General features: G+C 68.7%; 14 protein-coding genes, 1 tRNA gene and 1 pseudogene. 9 read left to right on the top strand and 7 right to left on the bottom strand.

Annotated elements, in window-relative coordinates; all coding sequences use genetic code 11:
* Positions 1-63: 63 nt before the first annotated feature.
* On the bottom strand, positions 64-564 hold the full coding sequence (locus tag EJ357_RS46395) for a GNAT family N-acetyltransferase (protein ID WP_126398722.1): 501 nt from the start codon (positions 562-564) through the stop codon (positions 64-66).
* Positions 565-1,017: 453 nt separating this feature from the next.
* Between EJ357_RS46395 and EJ357_RS46385 the strand changes: the two genes are divergently transcribed.
* Positions 1,018-1,332, top strand: a complete 315-nt coding sequence (locus EJ357_RS46385; RefSeq protein ID WP_126398718.1) for a DUF6980 family protein — start codon at positions 1,018-1,020, stop codon at positions 1,330-1,332.
* Between the two features lie 189 nt (positions 1,333-1,521).
* On the opposite strand, the gene EJ357_RS46380 is transcribed toward EJ357_RS46385, so the two are convergent.
* Positions 1,522-2,154, bottom strand: coding sequence for an SMI1/KNR4 family protein (locus EJ357_RS46380; RefSeq protein WP_126398716.1), 633 nt, complete (start codon positions 2,152-2,154; stop codon positions 1,522-1,524).
* 380 nt (positions 2,155-2,534) lie between these two features.
* Positions 2,535-4,241 (bottom strand): serine/threonine-protein kinase, encoded by a 1,707-nt coding sequence (locus EJ357_RS46375; protein WP_175647778.1) that lies wholly within the window; start codon positions 4,239-4,241, stop codon positions 2,535-2,537.
* Between the two features lie 891 nt (positions 4,242-5,132).
* Between EJ357_RS46375 and EJ357_RS46370 the strand changes: the two genes are divergently transcribed.
* Together EJ357_RS46370 and EJ357_RS48765 are read left to right on the top strand one after the other, a co-directional pair.
* Entirely contained in the window at positions 5,133-6,803 is a 1,671-nt protein-coding gene (locus tag EJ357_RS46370; protein ID WP_175647777.1) for a tetratricopeptide repeat protein, read from the top strand.
* Positions 6,804-7,295: 492 nt separating this feature from the next.
* Positions 7,296-7,859 (top strand): hypothetical protein, encoded by a 564-nt coding sequence (locus EJ357_RS48765; protein ID WP_175647776.1) that lies wholly within the window; start codon positions 7,296-7,298, stop codon positions 7,857-7,859.
* Here the strand turns inward: EJ357_RS48765 and EJ357_RS46355 are convergent.
* Positions 7,854-8,864, bottom strand: a complete 1,011-nt coding sequence (locus EJ357_RS46355; protein ID WP_126398705.1) for a helix-turn-helix transcriptional regulator — start codon at positions 8,862-8,864, stop codon at positions 7,854-7,856. The two genes, EJ357_RS48765 and EJ357_RS46355, sit on opposite strands and share 6 nt — an antisense overlap.
* A 93-nt stretch (positions 8,865-8,957) precedes the next feature.
* Between EJ357_RS46355 and EJ357_RS46350 the strand changes: the two genes are divergently transcribed.
* The 4 genes and pseudogenes from EJ357_RS46350 to EJ357_RS46335 all read left to right on the top strand — a co-directional run bounded on the left by EJ357_RS46350 (position 8,958) and on the right by EJ357_RS46335 (position 12,337).
* Positions 8,958-9,356 (top strand): VOC family protein, encoded by a 399-nt coding sequence (locus EJ357_RS46350; protein WP_126398703.1) that lies wholly within the window; start codon positions 8,958-8,960, stop codon positions 9,354-9,356.
* Between the two features lie 49 nt (positions 9,357-9,405).
* Positions 9,406-10,426 (top strand): annotated as a pseudogene (locus tag EJ357_RS46345) (IS481 family transposase); the annotation flags it as partial.
* A 116-nt stretch (positions 10,427-10,542) separates the two neighbouring features.
* On the top strand, positions 10,543-11,238 hold the full coding sequence (locus EJ357_RS46340; protein WP_126398701.1) for a response regulator transcription factor: 696 nt from the start codon (positions 10,543-10,545) through the stop codon (positions 11,236-11,238).
* Positions 11,231-12,337 carry a sensor histidine kinase gene (locus tag EJ357_RS46335; RefSeq protein WP_126400939.1) on the top strand — a complete coding sequence of 369 codons (1,107 nt, stop codon included), beginning with the start codon at positions 11,231-11,233 and terminating at the stop codon, positions 12,335-12,337. Before EJ357_RS46340 ends, EJ357_RS46335 begins: the two co-directional genes overlap by 8 nt.
* Positions 12,338-12,651: 314 nt before the next feature.
* Here EJ357_RS46335 and EJ357_RS46330 read toward each other — a convergent pair whose 3' ends face one another.
* Both EJ357_RS46330 and EJ357_RS46325 read right to left on the bottom strand, forming a co-directional pair.
* Positions 12,652-13,716: an LLM class flavin-dependent oxidoreductase gene (locus tag EJ357_RS46330; protein WP_126398699.1), complete on the bottom strand. Its 1,065-nt coding sequence runs from the start codon at positions 13,714-13,716 to the stop codon at positions 12,652-12,654.
* A gap of 235 nt (positions 13,717-13,951) precedes the next feature.
* A tRNA-Ala gene (locus EJ357_RS46325) sits at positions 13,952-14,025 on the bottom strand.
* Between the two features lie 184 nt (positions 14,026-14,209).
* Between EJ357_RS46325 and EJ357_RS46320 the strand changes: the two genes are divergently transcribed.
* On the top strand, positions 14,210-15,352 hold the full coding sequence (locus EJ357_RS46320; protein WP_228472826.1) for an IS4 family transposase: 1,143 nt from the start codon (positions 14,210-14,212) through the stop codon (positions 15,350-15,352).
* A gap of 22 nt (positions 15,353-15,374) precedes the next feature.
* Entirely contained in the window at positions 15,375-15,560 is a 186-nt protein-coding gene (locus EJ357_RS46315) for a hypothetical protein (RefSeq protein ID WP_126398696.1), read from the top strand.
* A gap of 68 nt (positions 15,561-15,628) precedes the next feature.
* Here EJ357_RS46315 and EJ357_RS46310 read toward each other — a convergent pair whose 3' ends face one another.
* Positions 15,629-16,471 carry an IS5 family transposase gene (locus EJ357_RS46310; RefSeq protein ID WP_126387580.1) on the bottom strand — a complete coding sequence of 281 codons (843 nt, stop codon included), beginning with the start codon at positions 16,469-16,471 and terminating at the stop codon, positions 15,629-15,631.
* Between the last annotated feature and the right edge of the window lie 60 nt (positions 16,472-16,531).

Here is a 16,531-nt window from a genome sequence, read left to right as displayed (position 1 = left end):
CTGCACGGGCCGTCACCCGATCGGTGGCCACATCGAAGAAGCTCAATGAATGGCTGTGACCCCTCACACGGCCCGTTCCATGCAGACCAGTTGGTCCCGCCCGTCCCACGACTCGGTGACGGTGAATCCGAGCCGCTCGTACAGGGCGATCGCGCCTGCCCGCCACTTCCACACCGACAGCCGCAACGCGCTGACGCCGCTTTCCGCAGCATGCACGAGCGCGGCGCTGACCAGGCTGGACGCGATGCCCCGCCCCCGGAACGCCGGGTCCGTCCAGAGCCTCTTGACCTCGGACCGTCCATCGACAGAGGCGGTCACCACCAGGCAGCCCACCGCTGTGTCCCCGCTCAACGCCAGCAGCACGACATCGTCAACGAACACGGCCTGCGGATCCGCGATCTCTACCCGGTAGCGGTCCGGCAACCCATCCACACCGGCGACGGCCTCACCCTTCTCGGCCTGCGTCTGCAGGTGGTAGGCCGCCAGCAGATCTGCCAGCCCATCCTGGACGGAAGGAGCCTGACCTGGCCAGCAGACGATGGCAACCTCACGTTGATCAGTCATGACGCGAGCATCGCATGACACATACCAAGGCCGGAACGAGTATCTTGATCCACTTTCGATACACGCCCAAGTGGGCCCGGCAGTCGGTGGAGTCGATGTGGAGGTCCTGGGTGATCAGGCCCTTCGCGTCGGCTCATGTCTGCGAGGCCGTCAAGATCCGCCAGATGCCGTCACTCTGGCAGCGGCGGAACAGGTCGTACACCCGAATCCGCGAACCGTCGTCCTGGGCGGGCATGTCCCGCCGCGGGATACCAGCGCGGACCCGGAACCGCATGCCTCACATCGGCTGCCGTCGGCTCCAGCCGGTGGACGGCCTGGCTTCCTGCCCGTCGGGAACAACGCCTCCAGCACCAACCCACTGCACCTCCGCCAGGTCCCTACGTGCCACCCGGTCACCATCACAGGCCGTGATCTACTTCTGGACATGGTGCCGATCAATGGAGAGCCGAGGTCATGACCAATCACTGCTGCGAGGCGATGACCAGCCGCGTGAACGTGCGCTGCGACCAGCACGACGCCCCCTTCGCCTGCCCGGACGCACTGGTTGGCTTCAGCCCCAAATTCCAGGAGTACGGGCTGATCATCCATGACGGCGGCAACTCGAGCATCACGATCGACTTCTGTCCCTGGTGCGGTCGACGCCTCCCCGAGTCGCAGCGGGATCGGTGGTTTGACGAACTGGAACGCCGCGGAATCGATCCATGGGATGACGAGGTCCCTGCCGAGTTCCAGGACGAACGCTGGCTCGCCTCTCTGCGCCAGGAGTAGCGAACCAGCAGCACCTCGGGCTGCTTCCGAAGCATGCCCTGGCTTGGGTTTTAGCCTCGGGACTCGGGCGCATGGGTGCGGTTGCGCAGGTCAATCGTCGTCCTGCGCGGCGGGAAAGCTGCACAGCGCGGATTGGGAACCACGGGCCGGAGGCTCGGCGTCAGGCGTCCGGCGGGTGTTCTGCGACCGTCACCATTCGCCACGGAAGCTCCTGTACTGGCCGTTCATCAGCTCCCAGAAAGACTGGTAGCGGACCGCGCCGGGCAGCCAATGAGCGAGGTGCCAGGCTTCCCACTCCCCATCAGGCGTGACCACGCACGGGTTGAGGAGATAGACGTCGGTGGCCTCCGGCGTGTGACTGATCTTCAAGGTGTACGGGAGGTACTCAGGTCGGGAAGAGACGGCGTCCTGGGCCTCGCCGTAGACGAAATACTCCTCGTCGTCGACCCGAAAGCCGACATCGCCGTACCCGTCAGTCCAAGCAGCGACGAGCTCGGGGGCCAAGTCCCGCGCCCAGCCCACCTCCCGGACCGGCAGGATCCGGTCGATGTCGTGGGTCGTGTTGAGCCAACCGTTGGTCGTCAGCAGAAACTGCCGGTAGCTCGTAGGAAGCTTGGCACTCAAGCGGTCCTCGAGCGCGTCCACCTCCTCGCCAGTGGCCCCGCCGCTACCCAGCCAGCGGGTCCTGCGGACCTCATCGGGGAACGGCTCAGCCCGCTCCTGTTCATGCAGCACGGGGTCGAGCCACTCGTCACTCCAGCGCTGCAACAGATCTCGCCACGCATAGGCGGGTTCCCCACCGTGGTCTCGTACGCTGCCCACGGCAGAAGACTAACGGCAGGCACTGACACGCCACGGCCGGACTTTGCGCGGTCGACAGATCCGCAGCAGCCGAGGTCAGAACCCAAACTCAATTCAGGTATTACCTCCGGGCGGCGGAGACCTGGCATGGGGCGGGGCGCAGCAGGCCCCTGACATCAGCTCGCGCGCTCGGTCAATCGCACACGGAGGTGCCCTCACCCCGGCGGTGAGACCTTCCGCGGCGTCCGCGTACCCAAACTCGCTCGCGACGTCGTGGCTGCCGACATCCCAGCGCTAACACCCGAAGGCGAAGCGGCGACCATGCGTCGCCGGGTGCCGCAGGAGCATATGGCAATAACTCGCTCCTGCAGGGAGCCGGCACGGGTGAGCGGCTCGCGCCCTCAGCTCTTCGGCGGCTCGGACGCGGTGAAGCGCTCGAAGCCCGCGTGGAAGGCCGTGCCTTGGGGGTCGGTCGCGCTGTAGTGGAAGGCGGCAACACCGCAGCTCCGCTCGTCGAAAGCCTCTCCGGTGTACGTGGCGACCCGGGTGCCGTCGACGGCGAGCTCCACCTTGATCCGGCCCTCGCCGGCCGCGGAACAGTTCATCGACATCTCGATCTGCTGCCGGCTGTCCACCTTCAGGCCCACGTCCGCGAGGTCGACCTCGACAACGCGGTCGTGCTGGAAAGTTCCCTCGAACCTGAACTCGCGTACGATCAGAGCCTCCTGGCCCGTCGTCAGGTAGGTCGCCCAGCGGGAACCCTTGCGGTAGTCCCCCGAGCCGTTGCACCAGAGTCCGACGCCGCCCTCGCCCCCGTACCAGGCCGTCTGGGTGCTCAGCCGTACCGCGAACGAGGACGGCTCGAAGGGCGCCTGCGGCCACACCTCCAGCTGGGTCCCGGGACTCGCCAGCATGGTCCCGCCCTTGTGCGTGATCTTCCCCAGGGTCGGGTCCTTGTGCGACCAGTCGCCTGAGTCGGTCAAATCATCGGTATACGAGAGGGGTTGGGAGATCGCGGAGCCCTTGGTTCTCCCGGATGACGCGGCCGAGGAGGCGGAGGCCGAATCATGAGCCTGCGGGCCGCCTTGCGACGGCGATCCTCCCGAGGTGGTGCTGAGCACGATGGCAAGCAGTACTGCCACTGCGGCACTACCGGCCGCGAACCCCCACAGCCGCGGCTGCTTGGCGCCCATAGCGGGGCTGGGGCCGGCACTCCCGCCTCCTGGCGGTTGCGGTGGCTGCGGCTGCGGCTGCCGCTGCGGCTGCGGCTGCGGCTGCGGCTGCGGCGTACGCGACTCTGTCTGCGCCCCCTCCGTCGCCTCCACCGCCTCCGCGAGCCGGGTGACGAGCTGGGCAGCAGTGGGACGTTCCGACGGCTCCTTGCGCAGACAGTCGGCGATGACCGAACGGACCGGCTCCGGCACCGCCGAGAGATCCGCGTCGCGCTCGCACACGGCGACGAGCACTTCGTAATCGCTCTCCCCCTCGAAGGGATGCCGCCCCGTCGCGGCGAAGTACAGGGTGCCACCGAGGGAGAACACATCGGAGGCGCTGCTGACCCGGAGCGACTGGACCTGCTCAGGCGACATGTACGCGGGCGAGCCGAGCACACTGCCCGGTGTGGTGAGCGCCGACTCGAGCAACCGGTCGTCACGTGCGATACCGAAGTCGATGATCCGCGGTCCGTCCGGGGAAAGCAGGATGTTGGACGGCTTGATGTCCCGGTGCACGACACTCACCCGGTGCACCTGCGCCAACGCGTGCGCTACGGCCAGCGCCACGGATTGGAGCCGCCCGGAAGTCAGCGGGCCGTTGGCGGCCACGTGCTGGTGGATCGTGGGACCCGGGACGAACTCGCTGACGATATACGGATGTCGCCCGGACAGATCGGCGTCCAGGACCCGCGCCGTTGCCAGCTCACCGACCCGGCTCGCCGCGCCGAACTCCCGGCGTACACGAGCGAGCGCGACCTCGTCGTACTCCTTGCCAGGCAACAGGAACTTCACCACCACCTGCCGCCCCGTCCGGTCTCGGGCGAGCCACACCACACCTTGCCCGCCCCGGCCGAGCTCGCGCTCGCAGACGTACCCGCCCACCGACAACTGCATCCGTGGATCCATGCCCCCGCCCCCAGCCCTGCCCCCGGTTCACGGCCGCCCTCCAGCGTATCGGTTCCCCTGGCCGCGACAGGCCTCTTGGCCGGGACTTCTGCAGGCAGCAGGAGTCTTACAACGGCGCACGTAGTAAGCCGAGTTGTCGGTGAGTAAGCAGACAGCAAGCGCGATTGAGGAACCTACCTTGGAGGGGCAACCGATCCGTCGTCATGCCGTGAGTGAGTGCGGTGGATGCGCGCCGTAACGCCATGCGCGGCCAGGCCCGTTGAGCCCGCCATCCGCGCAAAGGCCGGGTACCGGCCTTATGGGGGGAATTCCGGGCCGCCACGTGGTCCGGTCCCCCAGCGGGTGCTGCGGGCATGAGATGCGCCGCCGTCCTGCTGCGGGCATGGCCCTCCTCGCACCCCGTACCCACCCGCTGCCCGAACCGCCCGGCCCGCCCAGCGCGGCCGTGCCGCCGTGTTCACCCCGTCACCGCCGTTCCTGTCACTGCACAGCACGGTGGTGATGCTGACGGCCGCTGCCTCGGCTGACCGGTGGCGGCATCCCTGCCGCCGGGCAGTGGGCGATTCGCGCAGACGACCCGTACGGCCAGGCTCAGCCTTGCAGTGACGGGGTGTGCTCGGCGGCCGCGCACGGGCGTTTGGCCGCTGGGACAGAGACGCACTCTGCGCCGGCCTGGGATGTGATGCGGACGCTGGCCGAGCGGCATGGCCCAGAGCCCTGTGCATGAAACCCGAGCGCGGTTGGGGCCAACAGCGCGCTCTGCCCGGACCGCCTGGTCGAACCCGGCCGCGTCGAGGCAGCCCCTCGCACACCGGCCCATGCCGGAAGACAACAGCCGCCAGCTGACTGCCCCTTGGCGCTACCTGGCACGATACGATCATGACGCAGGACATACAGGCCCACGGAGAGGCGCTCGTCGCAGCCGCCCGCGCCGGCGACGCCAAGACCGCCCGCCGACACACCGACTTCTTCGTGCTGGGCAAGCACGTGGACGAAGGCATCCCGTACTGGGAGCAGGCCGTGGCGGCCGGCGACGCCTTCTCGCATTACACGCTTGCCCGGTACCGGAAGATCCGGGGCGACCGGCAGGCAGCGGACGCGCTCTACCGCGCCGTCGCCGAACGGCACGCCGGGTGCGCCTACGGACTCGGCGTACTCCTGCGCGAGGATGGCGATCCGGAGGCCGTTGACTGGTTCCGCCGGGGCTGGGAGCAAGGACGCCACCTCGACTGCAAGATCGAGCTCGGCAAGCTGATCGCGGCCGAGGGGCGCCCCGACGAGGCGGCGAAGTTCCTGATGAGCGACATCGATCTCGGCGACATCGCGGTCTTTCGCTGGGCTCAGCTGTTCGAGTCGTTCCGCGAGGACTTCGACCGCGTCGCGGCCGGACTCGATGCCGCCGAGGCAGCCAGGGACGAGGACGCCGCCGTCGAGGCGCTGCGCCCGCTCTTCGACCTGGAAGGGCACTTCCTCCAGTACCCCGGCTTGACGACCGAAGCCGCCGGTTACTACCGCAGGGCTTCCGCACTCAGCGCCGCCGCCCGCGTGGACCACGCCGTGTTCCTGACGGAGACCGGCGGTGAGGCGTCCTGGCCGGAGGCCCGCGGCCTGCTCCTCCAGGCCCACGAGGAGGGCTACGAGGGCGCCGCATACGCACTCGGTGTCCTCCACGAGCAGCGCGGCGACCTCGACGACGCCGAGCACTGGTACGGCCTCGCGGCCGGCCGCGGCCAGCAGCGGGCCCAGTGGGGCCTCGGGCTCCTGTGCAAGCGGCAGCGGCGGTACGAGGAGGCCGAACGCTGGTTCCGGGAGATCGGCGAGGACAACGAGGACGTCGTCGAGCAGCTCTCCCGGATCGCCGCGATCCGGGCAGGCGGCGGCATCGCCCCTGGCAAGGACCTGCGCCGACTGCCGGGGCTGCGGGCGCGAGCCGAAGCGGGCGACGTGCAGGCCGCGTACGTGTACGGGAGGATCGTCGGCGACTGGGGCGGCGCGGACGACGTCCACCTCGTCCGCTGGATCGAACCCGCCGCGCTGGCCGGGGACCCACACGCGGCGTACGACCTCGCGGAGATATACGGCACGATGCGCAGGCCCGCACTGCGTGACCAGTGGTACCGGACGGCCGCCGAGGCGGGCCATCACGACGCGTGCAACCAGATGGGGTGGCTCTCCGAGCACCACCGGGACTACCAGGAGGCCGAGCGCTGGTATGTGCGCGCGGCCGGTGACGGGTCCCCGCTCAACGCCATGCTCGCGGGCAAACTGAAGGCTCAGCGCGGCGCGTACGCCGAGGCGGAACCGTTTCTCCAAATGGTCTGGGAACAGGGCGGCGATTCTGCGTACAGGACGGAGGCCGCCGGGTACTACGGTCTCGTCCTGCACCGGCTGGGCCGCCTCGCGGAAGCCGTCGAGCCGCTGCGGACCGCCGCCTCACGCTGGGACGACGACGTGAGCGCCCGCTACAGCCGGGACGACCTGGACGTGCTGGCCCGGACGGTCGATCCCAAGGAGGAGTTGGCGAAGGTGGAGGCGGCGCTGACGGCGTGACGCCGCCGGCGGAAGGGATGCGGGCATTCCCGATCGGGATGGCCTCCGCTCGAGACCGTGTGGCTGTCCAGCCTGCTCAGTGGCCAACTGTCCGGTGCTCACCTCGGTTGCATGATGGCCACGCCACATGCCCATCGTCCCTTCGTCCTCTATGACCTCCCGGTTGGCACAACACGGCGGCGCGGAACAACCGGCCGTAACGCTCAGTCGGGGTCCTGGGTCGATTGGGCGTTCCGACCCGTGCCATGTGCCGTGGGTCGGACGGATGTGGATGGCCGGGTGACGGCTTCGTCGGTGGGGCGAAGGCGGTGCACCTGGGCGCTCAAGCGGTTGCGAGAGCTGTTCGGTGAATACCTCGGCGAATACGCGACTCCCTGGCCGACCGGCACACGTCCCCGACGTGCATGCCCTTCGCTTCGAGAGACGGTGGTGCTTTCATGCCCGAAGAGCACGACGAGGAGCAGTTCGAAGGGCGGCTCAGTCCTGCCCCGCATGACTTCGACGCCGGTTCCGAGGACGACCGGACCGCGCTCGTCGCCACGAGGACGGCGCGCGGGGCGGCGGCTGCGGCGGGCCGCCGTGGTGGCCGGTGCGGTCGGCATCGCCCTCGTCGGGGTGGGCGGGGCGCTGCTCGGCCCCTGGGGCGAGGACTCCCCCACGACGCCGAGGCCCCACCCCACGGCCAAGGCCGACCTGGTCGCCGCGCTCAAAAGCATGGTGCCCAAGGGCAGGATCACCGAGCCGGAGGAAATGGGCGCGGCGCTCAGCCCGTCCGCCGTAGAGGTCGTCTACGACGACGGCGACGGCCCGGCGGCCATCCTCCTCGGCTTCAGCCGGTTCACGCCGATCCGACCGGGACTTTCTGACCCACAGGCCGAGCTGACCATCGGCTGTCCGAGCATGGCCCAGTCCGAGTTCGACAGTTGCGTCACCAGTGAGCTGCCCGACAAATCGCGGGTGACGTTGCTCAAGACGTACGCATATCCCGACGACCGGCGCGTGGACACCAAGGTGTGGTCGGCCGCTCTGCTCACCCCTAGCTGTGCCATCTCATGACATTGGTTCCTCGCGGTCAGACTCGGCGGCGTAGGACGTGAGGCGATTGGCGAGTGCGATGACTTGGTCGCGGAGTTCATCGGGGCGCTCGATGACGAACGGCCGGTCGAGTGAGGCGAGTACCGGGGGCAACCAGTCGAGCCGCTCCGCCCGCAGCTCGACGCGCAGCCAGCGCTCGGTCGCGCGGTCCTCGCCGGCCGCGGACTCGTGCTCCTCCAGGCTCGCGACGCTGGCTGGAAGGCGGGCGCGGATCTGCTCAACTGTCCCGTGGATCCGCAAGGTCACCTCATGCCGGTACTCGGCCGTGGCGAACCCTGACAACACGCGCTGTTCCGGACCGGGACCCACTGGCGCTTCGAATGAGCCGGGCAGGGTCCGCGCGTCTGCGATGCGATCGAGCCGGAAGGTTCGGTCCTCGCCGATCTGGGCGTCCTTGCCCGTGACGTACCACCGGCCCGAATGGGCGACGATCCCGTACGCGTGCAGCGTGCGTTCGCTGCGCCGCCCGTCACGGTCGGTGTAGCGGATCGAGACCGGTCGGTGGTGGCGCACCGCAGCGGCGATCGTGAGCAGGACCCCGGCGTCCGGGGTGTCGAACTCGCCAGGCTGCTCCGTGAAGGCGAGAGCTTCCAGGAGTGTGTCGAGCCGACGGGCGATGTGCTTGGGCAGCACCCGCCGGATCTTCGCCGACGCCGTCTCGCTTGCCGTGCGCTCCGCCGGCGTCAACCCTGCTCGGCGGCCCGCGACCAGGCCGAGCAGCACGGCCAGCGCCTCGTCGTCGCTGAGCATGAGCGGAGGCAGGCGGTACCCGGGGGCGAGCCGGTACCCGCCGTAGCGGCCGCGCACCGATTCCACGGGCACGTCGAGGTCGATCAGTTGGTCCACATACCGGCGCACGGTGCGCCCTTCGACGCCGAGCCGGTCGGCGAGTTCGGCCACCGTCCGGGTGCCGCCCGACTGCAGCAACTCCAGGAGTGTCAGCACGCGGGCAGTGGGTCGAGGCATGTTCACAACCTAACGCGAATACAGGACCGATTCTGTCCACTATTTCTCCTAGCCTGCGACGAGCACGCCTCCAGCACAGCCAAGGAGATTCCCATGGACTTCGTCTCGATCCGCATCATCACCAGCGACGTCGCACGCCTCGTCGACTTCTACGAGCGAGCCACAGGGGCGCGGGCGACGTGGGCCACTGAGGACTTCGCCGAACTCCAGACTGCGGGCGCCACCCTCGCGATCGCCGGCACCCGCACCGTCCCGCTGCTCGCCCCGGACTCTGCCCGCCCGGCGGACAACCACAGCGTGATCACCGAGTTCCTCGTCGACGACGTGGACCGCGTTCACCAGAACCTGACCGGCTTCGTCACCGACTTCGTCAACGAGCCCACCACGATGCCCTGGGGCAACCGGTCACTGCTGTTCCGCGACCCCGACGGCAACCTCATCAACTTCTTCACCCCTGTCACCCCGGCGGCCATCGAAAAGTTCGGACGCTGACGCCACGCACAGTCGCTCACGCGGGAGCCCTGAGATCCCAGGGCTCCCGGTGAACGCGGCCGCCGAGTCCAGGAGCGCCACCAGCAGGGGACATCGGAACGCACCGCTGACCCCCGAAGGACGTCTGCGCTTGTGTCTGCGGGTCGAGCCGGACGTCCGATCGCGCACGTCGCTGCGGGAGCCGGGATCTCCCGCCGCTGCCTGGCGAAGGGGTACGCCCGCTGACGCGCGCGGCGAGAACGGACTGCTCGACCACTCCTCCCGTCCGCCCCCAGTCCCGCCCGCACCCCCAAGGACATCGCCGACCTGGTGGAGGTGCTGCGGCGGCAGACCAAGCACGGACCAGCCCGGCTAGCCGCCGACCTACAGCGGCTGCACGGCGTCACACTCGCGCCGGCGACTGTGCACCGCATCCTGGTGAGGCGAGGACTCAACCGGCTCCGGGACCTGGATCCACCGACCGGCCAGCAGCTGCGCGAGGTCATCCGCTACGAGCACGACAGGGTCGGCGACCTGGTCCACGTCGACATCAAGAAGCACGGACGCATCCCGACCGGCGGCGGCCGGCGAATGCACGGCGTCGGCACCGAGTCCGCCCGTGCCTCCAAACGCACCGGTCCCGGCACCGGCAAGGTCGGATACACGTACCTGCATTCGGCGCTCGACGACCACTCCCGGCTTGCCTACACCGAGGCCCTGGACGATGAGAAGGCCGTCACCGCGGTCGCCTTCTGGAACCGGGCCGCTTCCTTCTTCGCCGCCGACGGCATCACACGGATCCGCCGCTGCCTCACCGACAACGGCGCGTGCTACCGGTCTACGACCTGGGCTGACGCCCTCGCCGCGACCGGTACGAAGCACAAGCGGACCAGGCCGTACACGCCGCGCACGAACGGGAAGGTGGAGAGGTATAACGGGACGCTCACCCGCGAGTGGGCGTACGTCCGCGACTACACAACCGAATATGAACGCCGCGTTGACTCGCGGAGTTCGTGAACTACCACAACTACGAGCGGCCGCACGCAGCTCTCGGCGGCCGACCGCCCATCAGCCGGACCGTCGGGAGGCTGACGGCTCGGCGGCTCGGCTCACGGCTGTCTGTTGCTCAGTACCGCGGCCCAGCGCTGCCGGCACGTATGTGGCTTTGGATATGCCGCCGATATGCGCCGACTCGTAGCCTCGGAGCATGCGTGTGTTGATTGTCGAGGACGAGCCCTATCTGGCAGAAGCCATCCGCGATGGCCTACGCCTGGAAGCGATCGCAGCCGACATCGCGGGTGACGGCGACACCGCTCTGGAACTCCTACGCATCAACACCTACGACATCGCCGTCCTCGACCGCGACATCCCAGGCCCCTCCGGTGACGAGATCGCCAAACGCATCGTCGCCTCCGGCAGCGGCATGCCGATCCTCATGCTCACCGCAGCCGACCGTCTCGACGACAAGGCCTCCGGGTTCGGGCTCGGCGCCGACGACTACCTCACGAAACCCTTCGAACTCCAGGAACTCGCGCTCAGGCTCAGAGCCCTGGACCGCAGGCGTGCCCACAGCAGGCCTCCCGTGCGAGAGATCGCAGGCCTGCGTCTGGATCCGTTCCGCAGAGAGGTCTACCGCGACGACCGCTACGTCGCGCTGACCAGGAAGCAGTTCGCCGTGCTCGAAGTCCTCGTCGCTGCCGAAGGCGGTGTCGTCAGCGCCGAGGAGTTGCTGGAGCGGGCGTGGGATGAGAACGCCGACCCGTTCACCAACGCCGTCCGCATCACGGTCTCGGCACTGCGCAAGCGTCTCGGCGAACCCTGGATCATCGCCACCGTGCCAGGCGTCGGCTACCGCATCGACGCGCAACCGGCAGCCGGACATGGGGCAGGCGAGCGTGGATAGGGCACCTGGGTTGAGCGTTCGCCTCAAACTAACCCTCAGTTACGCCGGGTTCCTCATGATCGCAGGCGTCCTGCTGCTCGCTACCGTGTGGGTGTTCCTCCTGCGCGACTTCAGCGTCGTTTCGAGCCGCCCCGGTGAGTTCGTACCTATCCGCACCGTCATTCTGCGTGCCTACGCCCCGGCGACAGCCGTAGTGCTGACGTTCCTGCTGGTATTCGGTCTCGTGGGGGGATGGATCCTGGCCGGCCGGATGCTCGCCCCTCTGACCCGAATCACCAACGCCACACGCGTGGCCACGAATGGATCACTTTCCCATCGAATCCGGCTAACGGGTCGCAAAGACGAGTTCCGCGAACTCGCCGACGCCTTCGACACCATGCTCACGCAGCTCGAAGCGCACATCGCCGAACAGCAGAGATTCGCAGCCAACGCCTCCCACGAACTGCGCACCCCGCTGGCGATCACGAAGACTCTTCTCGACGCGGCCCGCACCGATCCCAACCGCGACACCGGCCGGCTTGTCGACCGCCTCCACACCGTCAACACCCGAGCGATCGACCTCACCGAGGCACTCCTCCTGCTCAGCCGCGCCAACCTGCGCTCCTTCACCCGAGAACCCGTCGACCTGTCCCTCATGGCGGAGGAAGCCACCGAAACACTTCTCCCCCTCGGGGAAAGGCGCGGCGTCACCATCGAGACCTGCGGCGAGATCACCCCCACCCTCGGCTCACACTCGCTCCTGCTGCAGCTGACCATGAACCTTGTGCAGAACGCGATCGTCCACAACCTGCCTGAACAGGGCACCGTGTGGGTGAATACCAGCGTCCGTCCCAAGACTGTGGTGCTCACTGTCGAAAACACCGGGGAGCAGCTCACCCCCCAGCTGGTCTCGACCCTCACCGAACCCTTCCAGCGCGGCACCGAACGCATACACGGCGACCACGCAGGCGTCGGCCTGGGCCTGGCCATTGTCAAGAGCATCACTCAGGCACACGACGGAACACTCACTCTTACGCCGCGCCCTGCCGGCGGGATCCGCATCACTGTGGAACTACCCGCGGTGTCCCCGCACCCTGATGGCGAGACATCAGGGAGTTGATGCGCGGCCATTTCCGGCCCGCGGGCGAAGATGCCCGACTCGCCTTGGCTGACTTGTCGCCGCTTCGCCGACCGCACCCCCGGCCCGGCACGCTACTGCCCGCGCGCCGCTGAGGGCCGGCCCCAGCAGGCGCTGCGTCCCGCGGCAGCTCGGCAGGATGTACCGCACCGCCAAGCACTTCGCCGGCGCCGCCAGGCCGCAAGACCTCTTCAACGATAAGTGGCAGAACCGAACCTTCGTCGCGGACAGGGCTGTTGCAAGTCCTGGTGGTCTTGTAGGTGTGCAGGTCATGGACGTGCGGCGGGCGGTTCCGCTCAGGTGAGGAGTTTCGCGAGCTGGGCCATCTCGGTGGGCGGGTCGATCACCGGCTGGATGAGGAGTTCGTCGACGCCGGCCTGTTCCAGGGTGGCGATGCGGGCGAGGACGTCGTCGCGGGTGCCGACCAGGGCCAGGGTGTTCATCAGCGAGGGCAGAACCAGGTCCCGGTCCTGCGGTGCGATGCGTCCGAGGTAGTTGGGGTAGAGCTTGGTGTGCCGGTCCGGCGCGGTGGCGGTGGTGTCGCGCCGGTCGAGGAGCCGCCGCACCGCCTCGCGTTCCTCAGGGCCGAGTTGCTCGGCGAAGGCGGGCTTTTCGGCTGCCGTGTCGGCGGCGAAGGCCAGCAGCGACAGGACGAGGTGGCCGGTCGCGTCCCGGGCCGCGTCGCCGTGGGGGTCCTCGTCCTCGTCGAGTATGTGGAGCGAGGTGACCACGTAGGAGTCCGTGTGGGAGTCGGGGTCGCGGGGTGTGTCCGGGGCGGCGTGGCGGCGGGCGTCCTGCAGCGCGTGCCAGGCCGTGGGGTCCAGCAGGCCGAAGGAGATGAGGCCGGTGCCGCGGCGGCCGGCGACGGCGGCGGCCTGCGGGCCGAGCGCGGCCACGACGAACTCGATCGGGTCGGTGGTGTTCACGTACGCCCCGGTGTGCAGGAACCGGATGTCGCTCACCCGGTCACCTTCGCGGTACTCGGTCGAGCGTCCGGCGCACAGGTCCTGCAGTGCGGCGGTGAAGTTATCCAGCCCGGCCGCCGTGGTCGGCCGCATGCCCAGGGTGCGCCGGGCGGTGTTTCCGGTGCCGACGCCGCAGATGATCCGGCCCGGTGCCAGGGCGTTGAGGCTGGCGAGCCCGCTCGCGGCGGCCGGGGCCGAGCGCAGCGCCGGTGAGGTCACGCCGATGCCGAGCCTGATGCGGCTGGTGGCCTTCGCGCACAGGCTCAAGGCGACGAAGGGGTCGCCGTGGACCATCGGGGTGTCGTTGACCCAGAAGCTGTGCAAGCCCAACTCCTCGGCCCGCACGGCGAGGTCCTCCACTCCGGGGTGCGCGCTGACCACGATGCCTGCACGCATCACGACCTCCAAGGTATGCGGATGGAATCGGGCTTGCTCAGCATGGCAGGTACGGGCGCAGAGCCGTTGCGGAGTCGCGTGACCCTGTAGCGTCGCAGGTCGCGGGGGGGGGCGTGCCTGACGCAAAAGGCCCCACCGGATCAAAATGTTCAACGCCAGATTGTTCGGCCGCCCGGGCTTCCAACTCCCGGGGAAACGCGCCCTGTCGGCATCGCGAGATATTGCCGGGCTGGGACGGGGCCGGCCGGATTCGAACCGGCGTCCTCCCACATGCGGTGAAGGCGCGACAACCACTGCGCTACGGGCCCCATCCCACTCGTGATCATACGAGCCGCCCGCGCGCCGTCGCTCTGAATTTGTCCCCAACGATGGATCACCAGGCCGGCAACGCCACTTAGATGCAATGCCGTTGCAATAGCTCGTGGGCGTACGCTGCTGTGCAGTGCTCCCGGGGGTGGTGCGGGTGTCTGCAGACGTCGGTGAGTTATCGGGCTTGGGGCTGCTGACCTGGGTGTATCCGTCCGGGTTGGTGGATCGCGTGGTGGCCGCGTGCGGTCGTGCGGAGCAGCGCAGACGCCTGCTGCCGGCCCGGCTGGTGGTGTACTTCGTGCTCGGGCTGGCCCTGTTCTCCCCGGCGCCGTATCTAGACGTGATGCGGCACCTGGTCGAGGGCCTGCGGGGCCGGGGGCTGCTGGGCGAGTGGCACATCCCGGCGAAGTCGTCACTGTTTCGCGCCCGCCAGCGGTTGGGACCGGAGCCGCTGCGGGTGCTGTTCGCCACGACAGCCAAGCCAATGGGCACCCAGGCCACCCCGGGCTGCTTCTGGCGCGGGCTGCAACTGCTGGCGGTGGACGCCACCTGCTGGGACGTCGCCGACAGCCCGGCCAACGAGGCCGCCTTCGGCCGCCCCGGAAACAGCCGCGGCCACGACAAGTCCTCCTTTCCCCAGGTGCGGATGGCCTGCCTGATCGAGGTGGGCACCCACCTCGTCCTGGACGCCGAGCTGGCCGGCTGCCGCACCGGCGAAGTCACCCTGGTCGGCCGCCTGCCCCGCTCCTGCGGACCGGGCCAACTCCTCCTGGCCGACCGGGAATTCCTCGGCGTGCCGTTGTGGCGGGCCTTCACCGCCACCGGCGCCGATCTACTGTGGCGGGTGCCCGCCAACCGCATCCTGCCCGTCGACCGGCAGTTGCGGGACGGCTCCTGGATCTCCCGCATCCACGCTCACACCGATCGCGCTCACACTGATCCCGTCGCGGTGCGGGTGGTGGCCTACCAGCTCAACGGCACTGGCCGTGAGGGTGACGACTACCGGCTGGTCACCAGCCTGCTCGATGCACGCCGCTATCCCGCCCGCCAGCTGGCCGCGCTCTACCAAGAGCGCTGGGAGGCGGAAGCCGTCTTCGCCGAGCTCAAGACCCATCAACGCGGAGCCCGCGTCGTCCTCAGCAGCAAAACCCCCGACGGCGTCCTGCAACAGATCTGGGCACATCTGCTGGTCCACCACGCGCTGCGCGAGCTGATGGTGAGAACCGCCGCCACCCGGGGCCTGGATGCCGACCGGATCTCCTTCACCGAAACCCTGCGCTCCGCCCGGCGCAGCGTGACCGTCACGCCGGGCAGCTTTTCCCCCTGACCTGCTGGTCAGAACGCTCGACGTGCTCCAGCAGGACCTGCTCGAACGCCTCCTGCCGCACAGACGCCTGCGCAGCCAACCCCGCGTCGTCAAACGCAAGATGTCCAACTACTGGCTCAAACGGGCCGAACACCACACCTGGCCCCAGCCCACCCGCACCGGCACCCGAGCAATCCGCATCCAACGACCCCAACCCGCGAACGCGTAAAGCAACGGCATTGCACTTAGAGGTCGTTTTCTCCCGTTGTTTCATCCCGAGATGTCGCTTTGATTCTGCTATGTCGGGTCGCGCCAGGAGATGGTGGTCTCGCCGGTGAGGCGGCGGGCCATCAGGTCGGTCATGGCCAGGTGGATCATGGCTTCGGAGCGGTGCGGGTGGGTTTCGTAGTCGCGGGCCAGGCGCCGGTGCAGCATGAGCCAGCCGTAGGTTCGCTCGACTGTCCACCGCTTCGGGATCGGGGCGAATCCTCTGGTCCCGGGGGTGCGTTGGACGATTTCGAGGTCGATGCCGAGGGTGGCGGCGTGCTCGACGAAGTGCTTGCGGTAGCCGCCGTCGACCCAGACCTTGCGCAGGGTGGGGTGGTCGGTGGCGGCCTGCTCGAGCAGCGTGCGGCCGGCGGTGGAATCCTGGACGCCGGCCGCCGTGACCAGCACCGCCAGCAGCAGGCCGAGGGTGTCAGTGATGATGCTGCGCTTGCGGCCGACGATCTTCTTGCCCGCGTCGATGCCTTGTGTTCTGGCGGGGACGGAGGTGGAGGTCTTGACGCTCTGGGCGTCGATCACGCAGGCCGAAGGGTGGCGGTGTTTGCCTTCCTGCTGGCGCACCAACTCCCGTAACAAGCCGTTGAGCTGGGCGAAGACGCCGTCGGTCTGCCATTTGGCGAAGTAGCCGTAGACCGTCTGGTGGGGCGGGAAGTCGTGCGGGAGGTAGGCCCACTGGCAGCCGGTGCGGTCCACGTACAGGATCGCGTTCATGATCTCGCGCAGGTCGTGCCGGGGCGGCCGGCCGAAGTCCAGGGCCCGGCCGCGGCGTTCGAAGCGCCAGGCGGACAGCACCGGCTCGATCAACTCCCAGCGGGCATCGGACAGATCACTCGGATACGCACGACGGTCGGTCATGACCTGGGCATACCGCCGGTTGGGGGCGTGCGCCCAGGCGTGCGTTCCGCCTGGCGGGAG

The organism is Streptomyces cyaneochromogenes, assembly GCF_003963535.1.
GTDB lineage: Bacteria > Actinomycetota > Actinomycetes > Streptomycetales > Streptomycetaceae > Streptomyces > Streptomyces shaanxiensis.
The sequence above is the reverse complement of the archived record's forward strand: the minus strand, read 5'-3'. Positions and strand labels throughout refer to the sequence as shown.